The organism is Cupriavidus sp. GW822-FHT02D05, assembly GCF_058802485.1.
In genome coordinates this window covers 11,787-24,927 of the sequence record NZ_JBXAOE010000025.1, presented here as the reverse complement: position 1 = coordinate 24,927, position 13,141 = coordinate 11,787, and the positions used below count along the sequence as shown (strand labels likewise).

Annotated in this window: 11 protein-coding genes; 3 read left to right on the top strand and 8 right to left on the bottom strand. The window is 68.0% G+C overall.

Features of this window, described 5'->3' with window-relative positions:
- Positions 1-11 precede the first annotated feature (11 nt).
- The 7 genes from AC1RQK_RS28540 to AC1RQK_RS28510 form a co-directional block, all read right to left on the bottom strand.
- A complete protein-coding gene (locus AC1RQK_RS28540) occupies positions 12-1,586 on the bottom strand; it encodes an ABC transporter substrate-binding protein (protein WP_492812576.1) in 1,575 nt (524 codons plus the stop codon).
- Between the two features lie 81 nt (positions 1,587-1,667).
- Entirely contained in the window at positions 1,668-2,705 is a 1,038-nt protein-coding gene (locus AC1RQK_RS28535) for an ABC transporter ATP-binding protein (protein WP_492812574.1), read from the bottom strand.
- Complete coding sequence (locus tag AC1RQK_RS28530; protein WP_492812572.1) at positions 2,702-3,712, bottom strand: ABC transporter ATP-binding protein; 1,011 nt, start codon at positions 3,710-3,712, stop codon at positions 2,702-2,704. The genes AC1RQK_RS28535 and AC1RQK_RS28530 overlap by 4 nt, the downstream gene beginning before the upstream one ends.
- Positions 3,709-4,641: an ABC transporter permease gene (locus tag AC1RQK_RS28525; protein ID WP_492812570.1), complete on the bottom strand. Its 933-nt coding sequence runs from the start codon at positions 4,639-4,641 to the stop codon at positions 3,709-3,711. Before AC1RQK_RS28525 ends, AC1RQK_RS28530 begins: the two co-directional genes overlap by 4 nt.
- The gene (locus AC1RQK_RS28520) at positions 4,638-5,624 is read right to left on the bottom strand and encodes an ABC transporter permease (RefSeq protein WP_492812569.1); all 987 of its coding nucleotides are present in this window, start codon (positions 5,622-5,624) and stop codon (positions 4,638-4,640) included. The genes AC1RQK_RS28525 and AC1RQK_RS28520 overlap by 4 nt, the downstream gene beginning before the upstream one ends.
- Positions 5,621-7,117: an NAD(P)-binding domain-containing protein gene (locus AC1RQK_RS28515; protein WP_492812567.1), complete on the bottom strand. Its 1,497-nt coding sequence runs from the start codon at positions 7,115-7,117 to the stop codon at positions 5,621-5,623. Before AC1RQK_RS28515 ends, AC1RQK_RS28520 begins: the two co-directional genes overlap by 4 nt.
- On the bottom strand, positions 7,114-8,139 hold the full coding sequence (locus AC1RQK_RS28510; protein ID WP_492812565.1) for a LysR family transcriptional regulator: 1,026 nt from the start codon (positions 8,137-8,139) through the stop codon (positions 7,114-7,116). The genes AC1RQK_RS28515 and AC1RQK_RS28510 overlap by 4 nt, the downstream gene beginning before the upstream one ends.
- Positions 8,140-8,397: 258 nt before the next feature.
- Between AC1RQK_RS28510 and AC1RQK_RS28505 the strand changes: the two genes are divergently transcribed.
- Complete coding sequence (locus AC1RQK_RS28505; RefSeq protein WP_492374856.1) at positions 8,398-9,903, top strand: glycine betaine ABC transporter substrate-binding protein; 1,506 nt, start codon at positions 8,398-8,400, stop codon at positions 9,901-9,903.
- A 6-nt stretch (positions 9,904-9,909) separates the two neighbouring features.
- Here AC1RQK_RS28505 and AC1RQK_RS28500 read toward each other — a convergent pair whose 3' ends face one another.
- Entirely contained in the window at positions 9,910-11,325 is a 1,416-nt protein-coding gene (locus tag AC1RQK_RS28500) for an aminotransferase-like domain-containing protein (protein WP_492374835.1), read from the bottom strand.
- 187 nt (positions 11,326-11,512) lie between these two features.
- Here AC1RQK_RS28500 and AC1RQK_RS28495 point away from each other — a divergent pair, with 187 nt between their 5' ends.
- Positions 11,513-11,698: a DUF2970 domain-containing protein gene (locus AC1RQK_RS28495; protein WP_150990214.1), complete on the top strand. Its 186-nt coding sequence runs from the start codon at positions 11,513-11,515 to the stop codon at positions 11,696-11,698.
- Positions 11,699-11,835: 137 nt separating this feature from the next.
- Positions 11,836-13,140, top strand: coding sequence for a cytochrome c (locus tag AC1RQK_RS28490; protein WP_492812562.1), 1,305 nt, complete (start codon positions 11,836-11,838; stop codon positions 13,138-13,140).
- The last annotated feature ends 1 nt before the right edge of the window (position 13,141 follow it).

Below are 13,141 nucleotides of genomic sequence, written 5' to 3'. Positions count from 1 at the left end.
GTTCGCCCGCCTTACTTGCCGTCGCGCGTGACCATCATCGCCGCGGTGCGGTCGCTGGTCATCGGCGCCACCTTCAGGCCCTTCTTGGCGGCCCAGATGTTCTGGTAGTGGTAGAGCGGCAGCACGCCCACATCGTCCGACACCAACTTGACCGAGCGGCGCAGGATGGCCTCGCGCTTGGGCACATCGAACTCGGCGGTGGATTCATCCAGGGCCTTGTCCACGGCCGGGTTGCTGTAGTGGCCCCAGTTGGAGGCGCCCAGGCCCTTCTTGGCATCCACGGTGGCCAGCACGTTGACCAGCGCATAGCTGGCCTCGCCGGTGCCGTTGCCCCAGGCCAGCATGCTGAGCGCGTACTCGTTCTTGTTGGCGCGGCCGGAGTAGACCGACCAGGGCACCACTTCCACCTGGGTCTTGACGCCGATGCGAGTCCAGAACTGGGCAACCGCCTGCGCGGTCTCCGGGCCTTGCGGGTAGCGGTCGTTGGGCGCGTGGATGGTCAGCTTGAAACCATCCTTGAACCCGGCCTCGGCCAGCAGCTTCTTGGCCTGCTCCGGATCAAAGGGGATGTCCTTGACCTCCGGGTTGTAGCCGAAGGTGTTTTTCGGCATCCACTGGTTGGCCACGCTGGCGGTGTTCTGCAGGATGCGGCCCACCACCGCCTGCCGGTTGATGGCGAGCGACAGGGCGCGGCGCACACGTACATCCAGCAGCGGGTTCTTGTCCAGCGGCTTGCCGGCGTTGTCAGTGATGTACGGATTGGGGCCGGGCTTGAAGCTCGGCTGCAGCAGCATCACGCGCAGGCCGGCATAGGGAAACACGCTGATGTTGGGCGATTGCTTGAGCTTGGCCAGGTCCGACACCGAGACTTTGTCGATCACATCGACGTCGCCGGACAACAGCGCGGCGGTGCGCGCCGGCCCGTTGTTGATGTAGCGGTAGCTGACCTGCTGCCAGGCCGGCTTGCCGCCCCAGTAGCCATCATTGCGCGCCATCATCACGCGATCGCCCGGCGTATAGGAGATGAACTTGTACGGGCCGGTGCCGACCACGGCGCGGCCGCTGTTGTAGTCCTCGGTGCTGGACTTTTCGCCGACGTGCTTGCTGACGATGTGGATCGAGGCCAGGTTCAGGGGCAGATCCGGGTTCGGGATATTGGTCTTGATGACCAGGGTGTACGGATCCTTGGCATTCATCGACTCGATGGTGCGCAGGTAGCCCGCGTACGACGCCACGCTGCCCGGCACATTGCGCGCGCGCTGGTAGGAGAAGATCACGTCCTCCGCGCCGAAGGGCTTGCCGTCCTGCCACTTCACATCGCGGCGCAGCTTGAACTCCCAGGTCTTGTCGTCCAGCGCTTTCCACGACAGGGCCAGCCCCGGCTGCAGCTTGTTGTCCTTGTTCTCGATCAGCAGGTCCCAGAAATGCAGGTCGACGGAGCGGTCGCCGGCATGGTTGTTGAGCTGCGGGTCCAGCGACGAAAGCGGATCGGCAAAAGCGATCGACAGGGACTGCGCGGAGGCCGCGCCGGCGCAGAGCATGGCGGCAACGGCGGCGCTGATCGAGAGGGACAGCAGGCGTTTCATGAGCAGGTTTCCTCGGGGCGTGAGAAGGGTTGATAGGTGTGGCGCACATTGGCCAACAGTTAGCCAACGGATGGCCAACCGTTAGCCAGCCTCGTTCAGGTGGCAGGCGCTGAGATGGTTCACGGCGATGCCGCGCAGGCGCGGCACCTCGGTCCGGCAGCGCGCCATGGCATGCGGGCAGCGCGGATGGAAGTGGCAGCCCGGTGGCGGCGCCAGCGGGCTGGGGATCTCGCCTTTGATGGCGGTGAAGGTCTTGTGGCGCGAGTCCAGGCGCGGGATTTCCGCCAGCAGCGCCTGTGTGTACGGGTGGTTGGGCTGCCGGAAGATTTCTTCCGTCGGCGCGCTTTCCACCACGCGGCCCAGGTACATGATGACCACGCGGTCCGATACATGCTCGACCACGCCAAGGTCATGGCTGATAAAGAGATAGGTCAGGCCAAGCTGTTCGCGCAGGTCCATGAACAGGTTGAGCACCTGCGCCTGGATCGACACGTCCAGCGCGGCCACCGCTTCGTCGCACACCAGCAGTTCCGGCTGCACCGCCAGCGCGCGTGCAATGCCGATGCGCTGGCGCTGCCCGCCGCTGAACTGATGCGGGTAGCGCTGGCGCAGGGCCGGGTCCAGCCCGGCGCGCTCCAGTTGGGCACTGACATAGTCGTCGAAGCCGGCCGCATCCACCAGGCCGTGCAGGCGCGCGCCTTCTCCGACGATGCGGTCCACGCGCAGGCGCGGGTTGAGGCTGGCGTACGGATCCTGGAACACCATCTGGATCTTAAGCCGCAGTGCGCGGCGGGCGCTGGCGTCCAGGCCCTCGATGCTCTGGCCGTCCACCCGGATTTCCCCCGCCGAGGGTTGCAGCAGGCCGGCCACCATGCGGCCAAGCGTGGACTTGCCGCAGCCGGATTCGCCGACCAGGCCGACCACTTCGCCACGGCGGATCTGCAGGTCCACGCCGTCCACGGCGTGCGTGACCGGCGCGGGCACCGACCAGCCCATGCGCTGCAGCGCGCGGCCAATGCGGCCGGGATGCTGCTCGCCAAAGCGCTTGGCGAGAGCGCGGGCATCGATCAGGGCGGGCAATTGCGGCTGCTCGCCGGCAGCGTGTTCAGTCGGCTTCATGCGAACTCCGCGGCAATGGCCGGTTGGCCCGGATGGAAGCAGCGCACCTGGCGCATGCCTTGCGGCGAGGTGATGGCAGGCGCCTGCGCGCACGCCTCGGAGACGCGCGGGCAGCGCGCCGCGAAGGCGCAGCCGGGCGGCATCGTCAGCAGGTTGGGCGTCATGCCGGGAATCTGGCGCAGCCGCTGGCCGCGCTTGTTCAGGCTGGGCAAGCTGCCGATCAGGCCGGCGGTGTAGGGGTGCAGTGGATGGTCCAGCACGGCATCGACCGGCCCTTGCTCGACGATGCGCCCGGCGTACATCACGGCGACCTCATCGGCCAGCCCGGCCACCACGGACAGGTCGTGCGTGATCCAGATCAGCGCGGTGCCATGCTGGCGCGCCAGCTTCTGCACCTCGGACAGGATCTGCGCCTGGATGGTGACGTCCAGCGCGGTGGTGGGCTCGTCGGCAATGATCAGGTCGGGCCGGTGCAGCATGGCGATGGCAATCGCCACGCGCTGGCGCATGCCGCCGGAGAGCTGGTGCGGATAGGCGCGCAGGCGCTCCTCCGGGCTGGGGATGCCCATCATGCCCAGCGTGTCGCGCGCCAGTTCGCGCGCCTGCTTGTGGCTCGCCGGGCTATGCGCGCGCACCGCCTCGATCATCTGGGCGTCCACCCGCATCACCGGGTTGAGTGTCATCATCGGATCCTGGAAGATCATCGCGATGCGGTTGCCCTGCAACTGGCGCAGTTCCGCAGGCCGCATGCCGGTCAGCTCGCGTCCCTGGAACAGGATCTCGCCGCCGATAACGCGTCCCGGCGGATCCACCAGGCCCATGATGGAAAACCCCGTGACCGATTTGCCGGAGCCGGATTCGCCCACCAGCCCGAGAATGCGCCCGCGCGGCACCGTGAAGGAGACGTCGTCGACTGCCGGCAGCACGCCGGCGCGGGTTTCGAAGTGCGTGCGCAGGTGGCGGACCTCCAGCGTCGGCACGGCGTTGTTGATGTCCGGCGCCGTCATTTCTGCAACCTCGGGTTGAGCACGTCGCGCAGGCGGTCGCCCACCAGGTTGATGGCCACCACCGTGACCAGCAGCGCGATGCCGGGGAAGAAGCTGATCCAGTACTCGTCGGACAGCATGAACTGGTAGCCGTTGGCAATCAGCAGGCCCAGCGAGGGCTCGGTCACCGGCACGCCCAGGCCAAGGAACGACAGCGTGGCCTCCAGCGTGATGGCACGTGCCACCTGCAGCGAGGCAATCACGATCAGCGGCGGCAGGCAGTTCGGCAAGATATGGCCCACCACGATGCGCCAGTTGGAAATGCCCTGGCCGCGCGCCGCCTCCACGTACTCGCGCCGGCTTTCCACCAGCGCCTGGCCGCGCGCGGCGCGGGCGTAGTAGGCCCACTCCAGGATCACGAGCGTGAGCACCACATTGGTCACGCCCTTGCCGAGGAAGGCCAGGATCATCATCGCGACCAGGATCGACGGGAACGACAGCAGCAGGTCCACGGTGCGCATGATCATGCTGTCCACGCGGCCGCCGGCATAGGCGGCCAGCAGGCCGAGCAGGGTGCCAATGACGCCGGCGATCAGCGCTGACCCCACGCCCACGCTCAGGCTGATGCGCAGGCCGTAGAGGATGCCCGAGAAGATGTCGCGCCCCTGGCCGTCGGTGCCGAGCCAGTAGCTGTAGGTGCCGGTGCCGCTCGGCGTGCCGGGCGCGAGGCGCGCGTCCATGACGTCGAGCTGGAGCAGGTCATACGGATTCTGCGGGGTGACCAGCGGGGCGAAGACCGCGGCCAGCACCAGGGTCCCCAACAGCACCAGGCCAAACACGGCGGTGCGCGAGGCGAAGAAATCCGCCGCCATGCGGCGCCACGGCGATTCGCGGCGCAGCGCCTGGGGCGCCGCCGGAGCGGCTGTGGCGGGGTTGTCGATGGCGCTCATGTGGCGGCCTCCAGCCGCACGCGCGGGTCGAGCAGCTTGTAGAGAATGTCCACGATCAGGTTCAGCGTGACAAACAGGCACACCACCACGATCAGGTAGGAAACGATCACCGGGCGGTCGAGCGCGTTGATGCTGTCGAGGATCAGTTTGCCGGCGCCGGGCCAGGCGAAGATGCTCTCGGTCACCACGGCAAATGCGATGGTCGAGCCGAACTCCAGCCCCAGCACGGTGACCAGCGGAATCATCGTGTTGCGCAGCACATGGCCCAGCACCACGCGGATCGGCGACAAGCCCTTGGCGCGCGCGAACTTGACCCAGTCCTGCGGCAGCACCTCGCGCACGCCGGCGCGGGTCAGCCGCAGCACCAGCGACACCTTGAACAGCGACAGGTTGATGGCCGGCAGGATCAGGTGGCGCAGGCCGTCGGTGGTCAGCCACGACCACGGCACGCCCAGCCACTCGGCGGTGGCGCCGCGCCCGCCCGAGGGCAGCCAGCCCAGCCGCACGCTGAAGGCCATGATCAGCATCAGCCCGACCCAGAAGGTCGGCAGCGAGAAGCCGACGATGCTGCCGGTCATCAGCAAGCGCGACACCGGATGCTCCGGATACAGCCCGGCAAAGAGGCCGCAGGGCACGCCCACCAGCACCGCCAGCAGCAGCGCCGCCACGGCAAGCTCCAGCGTGGCGGGCAGCCGCTGCAGGATCAGCTCGATGGCGGGCACGTTATAGACAAAGCTGTTGCCCAGGTTGCCGTGCAGGGCACCTTGCAGGAAGGCGAGATACTGGCGCCAGAGTGGCTGGTCCAGCCCTAGCCTGGCAATGATGCGCGCGCGCTCGACCTGGTCCACGTCCTGGCCGATCAGGATATCGACCGGGTTGCCGATCGCGTGCAGGCCGGCGAACACGATCACCGTCATCGCCAGCACTACCAGCAGCGATTGCGCCAGCCGCCTGGCCAGCCATCGGATCGGCCAGCGGCTCATGATGCGTTCGCCGCGTCGCTGGGCAGCGCCGGGGGTGGCCCGGCGGGGACCCACTCATCGCCGAACACCTCGGGCTCGTCGAAGGCTTCCATATTGGCGTAGTGCAGCGCCACGTCTTCCTGGTAAAGCAGCGCGGCGATGCCTTGGCCGAGGCGCCTGGCGCCGTCGCTGATGGCGGGGATGTCGCCCGATACCGTGCCGTGCGTCAGCGCCGCCGGATAGCAGAAGCAGTGGATGCGCGACAGGCCGGGGCATGCGTGCGTCGTCTTCTCCAGGAATTCGAAGGCCGGGCCAAGGTCCGGCGAGTCCGACAGTTCCTGGTCTTCCTGGCCCGCGGCCGGCGTGTAGCGGTCACGCCAATAGCGGATATGGCGGGCGAAGGCACCGAACTCCTCGCGCGTTTCCAGCGCGATGCGAAAGCCCGTGGAGAAGATCAGGAAATCCAGCTCGAACGCGCCCTTGGGCGTATGCACCAGCAGCGCGTCGCCGGCCTGTTCGATGCGCTCGATGGGGCAGGCGAGGTTGAAGCGCGCGTTCTCGTGCCGGGAGACGCGCAGCGTGCTGCCGCGCGGCGGTGGCACCTGCTGCGCGTTGATGTAGTGGCGGATGCGCCATTTCCAGTCATCCGGCAGGCTCGGGTGGCCGTGCGTGAGGCCGGGGTTGCCCGCGCCCTTGCCCTTGTTGACGCGCGGGATGTCGGCGCGCCGGATCAGCAGGTCCACGCTGGCCGCGCCCGCTTCCAGCGCGGTGGCGGCACTGTCCATGGCCGACGCGCCGGCGCCGATCACGCCCACGCGCTTGCCACGCAAGGTGTTGTAGTCGAACACATCGCTCGAGTGCGCCCAGCGCGAGCGCGGCAGGTCTTGCGCGAAGGGCGGCACATGCGCGCCGCCCAGGCCGTCGCGGCCGGTGGCCAGCACCACGCGGCGTGCCAGCACGCTGAGCGCGCCGGCGGGCGAGCGGATTTCCAGTGCCACCAGGCCATCGGGGCGGGGCACCACACGCTCGACCACATGTTCGTTGCGCACATCCAGGTCCAGCACCCGGCGGTACCAGCGCAGGTAATCCATCCATTGCAGGCGCGGGATCTTGTCCAGCGCTTCCCAGGCGTTGGTGCCAAACTGCGCCTCGAACCAGGCGCGGAAGGTCAGGGCGGGCAGGCCGAGCGCGGGGCCGGTGAGTTGCTTGGGCGAGCGCAGCGTTTCCATGCGCGCGGTGGTGGCCCAAGGGCCTTCGAAGCCTTCCGGCGAACGATCGAAGATGCGCGCGTTGATGCCCAGGTGCTTGAGCGTAGCCGCCGCGGCCATGCCGGCCATGCCGCCGCCGATCACGGCAACGTCCAGCACTGGCTCGCCGTCATGCGTGCGCGCCACGGTCCAGCTTTTGGCCGGGAGTTCCAGCCAGGACAGGTCCTGGCGCAGGCGCGCTTCCAGGGCGGCAAGGCCGGCGGCGTTGGCGGCGGCGGCCGGGAAGGTGTCAGCGGGCGAGTTCATAGGTCGGTGTGTTCCGTGTCGTAGGGCGTGCCGGCGGCCGGCTCGGTGGCGGTGGCGTCGCCATACAGTGCTTGCAGCAGCGCGCCGTGCTGTTCCGGGCCGCGTTGGGCGAAATCCGGCAGCAGTGCGCGGGCCGCGTCGGCCAGCGTGTCGATCAGCGCCAGCACCGCCGCGCTGGCCGGCCTGGCCTGCGGGGTGATCACGCCAAAGTAAAAGGGAATGTCGGCATCGATCGGGCGCACCACGATATCGGCCAGCGGCACGCCGCGCGCGGTCACTGGCTCCAGCACGGCAATGCCCAGCCCGGCGCGCACGGCGGTGAGCGCATTGAGCGAGGAGTTGGTGTCGATCAGCGCGGCCGGCTCCACCCCGGCGCGGGCAAACGCCTCGTCCAGGCGGCGGCGCAGCCGGTAGGGATTCTGCATGGTGACGATGCGCCGGCCGCTGCAGGCGGACAGCGGAATCGTAGCCAGCGCCGCCAGGGGATCGTCGGCACGCACCGCAGCCACGCAGGCAGCTTGTCCGATCCAGTGCACGGTGACGCCGCGATGCTCCAGCGGCAGGCTGGTCAGGCCGATCTCGGCCGCGCCGGTCAGCACCGAATGCACGACTTTTTCGGGGGAGGCGCTATTGATATGGATGTGGCTGGCGTGGGCTGCCCCGGCCGTCGCATGGTCCGGCTGGTGGCCGGCCAGGGCCAGGGGCAATAACCCAGCCGCCAGGGCCGGCGTGGCCGCGATCTGCAGCGAGCGGTTTTCCTCGCGGGCGATTTCGGCGGCGCGGGCGCGGATCTGCTGCAGGCCAACCAGCGCGTGCTCCACGTCCTCGTACAGCAGGAAGCCGCGCTCGGTCGGGCTGACGCGCGGCCCGCTGCGGGCGAACAGGGCAAAGCCGATCTCGCTTTCCAGCTCCTGGATCAGGCGCGTGATGGCCGGCTGGGAGCGCCCCAGCAGGCGCCCGGCGGCGGTCACGCTGCCGCTGGTCATGACTGCCGCGAAGGCTTCCAGTTGCCGGATTTCCATGGGGGCCCGAGTTGCTGATGCTATGTATGTGTTTTGTGGATTCTCGCCCCGCTAGCATTCGGATTGCAAATACTATTTTCGTATGTGCTCATGCGGCACAAAGTGGGTGCGCGCCGGCGTCGCCGTCGCGGCCATGCACGTATCATGTGATGAACCGGCCCAGCAGTCCGCGTGCCACGCACCATGCTCAGGAGAACGCTTCATTTGACCTTGCAACCCGGAATCCCCCGCCGTACCGAGCCTTGGCTGGCCTTGCTCCTGTGCTGGGCGTTGGCCGGTTTGTCGCTGCTGGCCACAGCCGGCACGGCCTGCGCCGATACCCTGCGGGTCGGCTCCAAGCGCTTTACCGAGTCCTACATCCTCGGGGAGGTGCTCACCCAGACCGCCGCGGCCCAAGCCAGTGCGCAGCACACGCCCGGCCTTGGTAATACGGCGATCGTGTTCGAGGCACTCAAGGCCGGCAGCATCGACCTCTATCCCGATTACACCGGCACCGTTTCCAGTGAAATCCTCAAGTTGCCCGCCGGCGCCAGCCTGGCGCAGATCAACCAGGCGCTGGCGCCGCTGGGCCTGGCGGCAGGGATTCCGCTTGGCTTCGAGAACACCTATGCGCTTGCCATGGAGGAGCACAAGGCCCGGCAACTCGGGCTGGCGGCGCTCGGCGACCTGGCCGCGCAACCGCAACTGCGCCTCGGGCTGTCGCATGAATTCCTGGGCCGGGCGGACGGCTGGCCCGGGCTGGCGCAGCGCTACGGCTTGCCCCAGCGGCCCCTGGGGCTGGACCACGGCGTGGCCTACGAAGCCCTGGCCAACGGGCAGGTCGACGCCATCGATATCTACTCCACCGATGCGAAGATCCGCAAATACGGCCTGCGCGTGCTGACGGACGACCGCCACTACTTTCCCCGCTATGACGCCGTGGTGCTGTACCGCCTGGACCTGCCACAGCGCTTCCCGGCCGCGTGGCGGGCATTGACGGGGCTGGCCGGCAAGGTGAGCGCGGCGGACATGATCGCCATGAATGCCGCAGCGGAACTGGATGGGCAATCCTTTGCCGCCGTGGCGCGGGCCTTCCTGGCGCATGGCAACGCCAGCGTGGCGGATGCAACGGCAAGCGCGCGGGCGGGCCTTGCTGGCACCTTGTTCGGGCGCGATACCTTGCGGCTGACCTGCCGCCACCTGGCCCTGGTGCTGGGCGCGGTTGGCGCGGCCAGCTTGCTGGGCGTGCCGCTTGGCATCGTCGCCGCGCGCCGGCAGCGGCTGGGGCAAGTGCTGATGGCCACGGTGAGCGTGCTGCAGACCGTGCCGTCGCTGGCCCTGCTGGCGATGCTGATCCCGCTGCTGGGGCGCATCGGCGTCTGGCCGGCGATGGTGGCGCTGTTCCTCTATGCACTGCTGCCCATCGTGCGCAACACGCTGACCGGCTTGCAGCAGGTGCCAGCCGGCATGCGCGAGGCAGCGCGCGCCCTGGGCTTCACGCCCGGCCAGGTGCTGCGCTATGTGGAGCTGCCGCTGTCGATGCCGGTGCTGCTGGCCGGCATCAAGACCGCCGCCATCATCAGCGTGGGCACCGCCACCATTGCCGCCTTTGTCGGTGCCGGCGGCTATGGCGAGCGCATCGCCACCGGGCTGGCGCTGAACGACCATGTGCTGCTGATGGCTGGCGCCATCCCGGCCGCGGTGCTTGCGCTGCTGGTGCAGGCCGGCTTCGAGCTGGGCGAATGGTATCTGGGCAGGCATGCCCGGGGCGGGACGGTAGCCTGACGCGCCCTATTGCAATTGCGCCTTCGCCAGCTCGCCCAGCTTGGCCACGGCGGCTTCCACGGCATCGCTCCACAGGTGGCCATAGTTCAGCCGGATGCAGTTGCGATAGCCTTGGCGCGCTGAAAAGATCGGGCCAGGCGCAATGCCGATGCCATGTTCCAGCGCCGCGCGATGCAGCGCCAGCGCATCGAATCCGGCCGCAAACTCCACCCACAGGAAGTACCCGCCGGCGGGCTGCGAGACCCGCACGTTCTCCGGGAAGTGCCGGCCGATGGCCGCGATCAGCTGGCCCTGCTGCATCTCCAGCAGATGGCGCAGGCGCCGCAGGTGCTTGTCGTAGCCGCCGTTCTGCAGGTACTCGGCCAGCGCCACCTGCGTGGGCACGCCCGCCGACAGCGTGGTCATCAGCCGCAGCCGCTTGATTGCCTCGCCATACCGCCCGGGGGCCACCCAGCCCACCCGGAATCCGGGCGCCAGCGTCTTGGAAAACGAGCTGCAGTGCATGACCAGCCCTTCCTGGTCGAAGGCCTTGGCGGGCAGAGGGCAGCGATTGCCGAAATACAGCTCGCCATAGACGTCATCCTCGATCAGCGGTACGTGGTGGCGCGCCAGCAAGGCTACCAGCGCCTGCTTCCTGGCTTCGGACATGCTCGCGCCCATTGGATTCTGGAACTGCGTCATGAACCAGCAGGCCTTGATCGGATGGCGCTGGAGCGCGGCATCCAGTGCGTCCAGGTCGATGCCTTCGCGCGGATCCACCGGGATCTCCACTGCCCGCAGGCGCAGCCGCTCCAGCGCCTGCAGCGCGGCATAGAAGCCGGGGGACTCGATCGCCACCACGTCGCCGGGCTGGGTCACCGCCATCAGGCACAGATTCAGCGCTTCCAGCGCACCGTTGGTGACGATGATCTCGTCGGTGGGCTGCGGCGCGCCCGCGCCGAGGTAGCGCAGGCCGATCTGCTGGCGCAGGGCGAGGTGCCCGGCGGGCATGTCGTTGACGGAATACCAGGGATCGAGCTCGCGCCCAGCCCGGGCCAGCGATTTGCCCAGCCGCTCCCAGGGGTACAGCTCGGGCGAAGGGAAGGCCGAACCAAGCTGGATGAGCTGGGGATCGCGCGCCGCGTCCAGCACAGAGAAAACCAGCTTGGAAATATCAACGTCGGTCGAGACCTGGTGCGAGGGCCGCACAGCCGGTTGCGGCAGCGGCCGGCCGACCTGGCCGGTCACGTAGTAGCCGGAGCGCTCGCGTGCCCGCACCAAGCCACGCTCCTCCAGCCGGTAGTAAGCCTGGAACGCGGTGGCGGGGCTCACGCCGAACTGGGTCACGGTCTTGCGGATCGACGGCATCTTGGTGCCGGGCGGCAGGTTACCGTTGCGGATGTCCTTGGCCAGCGTTTCCGCCAGTTCTTCATAGCGCTTCATGGGGGCAGGGGGCGTTGCCGTGGCGTAGCGATGAGCGCAGTCTCAGGCGCTCAAACTGATACGCAAAATTATCGCAGATCTGATTCTGTTATTCCTTGCCAGCCAACGCCATAATCCCCCGTAACTACCAAAAGCCAAAGCGCCGCAAGGTCACGCGGCGGTTGGCAAGCATGTAAGGAAGAGCGAAATGAACCCCTTGAGATTGGTGCTGACGGTGTTGTGGGGATTCTTTGGCCTGCGCAAGGGCCAGGAACATATGCGCGACCTGCAGGCCGTGCGGCCAGTGCCGTTGATCCTGACGGGGGTGGCGCTGGCGGCGGGGCTGGTGCTGCTGCTCGTGTCGCTGGCGCACTGGGCGGTGACCCACGCCTGAGCCGCGAGCCCGCCAATTCCTCCCATGCCCAAGGGGCCATCCAGGCCCGCAACCACGAAGTACAGCCCGCCGCGTGCGGGCTGTGCACGCTCGCCGTACTGAATGCCATCGCGGCGCTTAAAACGATAATCAGCCCCATGAGCCTTGCCACAAGGCGGTTTTCCGCTACCGTTGCCTTTGCTGTCCTATTGCTGGCGCCATGCTTCGCGGCGGCAGCTGACGCCCCCGGTGCCGCGCAGATCGAGCGCGGCCGCTACTTGGCCAAGGTTGCCAATTGCGCGGCCTGCCACACCAGCGCCGGTGGCGCGCCGTTTGCCGGCGGCTTGCCGTTGAAGACCGGCGTTGGCACCGTCTACTCGACCAACATCACGCCGGACGTGGACAGTGGCATTGGCGCTTACTCGTTCGAGGAATTCGACCGCGCGCTGCGCGAGGGCGTGGTCAGGCATGGCAAGCGGCTGTATCCAGCCATGCCTTACCCGTCCTACGCCAAGCTCGCCGAGCCGGATGTGCAGGCGCTATACGCTTATCTGCGCACCGAAGTGAAAGCCGTGCGGCAACAAACCGCCGAGCCCGAGATGCGCTGGCCGTTTGGCATGCGCTGGCTGCTGCGCGTCTGGAACTGGCTGTTCCTGGAGTCTGGCCCGGTTCCTGCCAATGCGGGTCAGAGCGTCGCGTGGAATCGCGGGGCTTATCTGGTCCAGGCGGTGGCCCACTGCGGCGCATGCCACACGCCGCGCGGCATGCTGATGGCCGAGAAGGGACTGGACGAGCGCAGCCGGCACTTCCTGGCCGGCGCCAGTGTGGAAGGCTGGGCCTCCACCAACCTGCGCGGCGATCCGCGCACCGGGCTGGGCAGCTGGTCGCGCGAGGACATTGCCGAATACCTGCATACCGGCCGCAATGCGCATGCGACTTCCTTCGGGCCGATGTCCGAGGTGATTGCGTCGTCCACGCAGTTCATGACGCGCCCGGACCTGGACGCCGTTGCGGTGTACCTCAAGTCCGTGCCCGGCGCGCGCAGCGATGAAACGCCGTATGCCTATGACGCCAATACCGCCGACACGCTTGCGCAGGGCCGTTTCGATGCTACCGGCGCGCGCCAGTACGCCGAGTTCTGCATGCCTTGCCACGGTGCCAACGGCAAGGGCTTTGCCCGCGTTTTCCCACCGCTGGCGGGCAATCCCACCGTGGTGGATCCCGATCCGTCCTCGCTGGCCAACCTGCTGCTCGATGGCGCCGTGACAGCGCACGTGGGCACCGCGGCCACCGATTACCACATGCCCGGCTATGGCTGGACGCTGGACAACCAGGAACTGGCGAATGTGCTGACCTTTATCCGCACAGGCTGGGGCAACCAGGCCAGCCCGGTCAAGGAAGCGACTGTCGCCGCCCGCCGCGCCGCGCTCGGGCGCCAGCGCGACACCGCCGAATCCCGTTGAG

What these genes read in the sequence shown, in the direction of transcription:
- AC1RQK_RS28540 (WP_492812576.1), bottom strand. Translation starts at nt 1,586, where the DNA reads ATGAAACGCCTGCTGTCCCTCTCGATCAGCGCCGCCGTTGCCGCCATG.
- AC1RQK_RS28535 (WP_492812574.1), bottom strand. Translation starts at nt 2,705, where the DNA reads ATGAAGCCGACTGAACACGCTGCCGGCGAGCAGCCGCAATTGCCCGCC.
- AC1RQK_RS28530 (WP_492812572.1), bottom strand. Translation starts at nt 3,712, where the DNA reads ATGACGGCGCCGGACATCAACAACGCCGTGCCGACGCTGGAGGTCCGC.
- AC1RQK_RS28525 (WP_492812570.1), bottom strand. Translation starts at nt 4,641, where the DNA reads ATGAGCGCCATCGACAACCCCGCCACAGCCGCTCCGGCGGCGCCCCAG.
- AC1RQK_RS28520 (WP_492812569.1), bottom strand. Translation starts at nt 5,624, where the DNA reads ATGAGCCGCTGGCCGATCCGATGGCTGGCCAGGCGGCTGGCGCAATCG.
- AC1RQK_RS28515 (WP_492812567.1), bottom strand. Translation starts at nt 7,117, where the DNA reads ATGAACTCGCCCGCTGACACCTTCCCGGCCGCCGCCGCCAACGCCGCC.
- AC1RQK_RS28510 (WP_492812565.1), bottom strand. Translation starts at nt 8,139, where the DNA reads ATGGAAATCCGGCAACTGGAAGCCTTCGCGGCAGTCATGACCAGCGGC.
- AC1RQK_RS28500 (WP_492374835.1), bottom strand. Translation starts at nt 11,325, where the DNA reads ATGAAGCGCTATGAAGAACTGGCGGAAACGCTGGCCAAGGACATCCGC.
- AC1RQK_RS28495 (WP_150990214.1), top strand. Translation starts at nt 11,513, where the DNA reads ATGAACCCCTTGAGATTGGTGCTGACGGTGTTGTGGGGATTCTTTGGC.
- AC1RQK_RS28490 (WP_492812562.1), top strand. Translation starts at nt 11,836, where the DNA reads ATGAGCCTTGCCACAAGGCGGTTTTCCGCTACCGTTGCCTTTGCTGTC.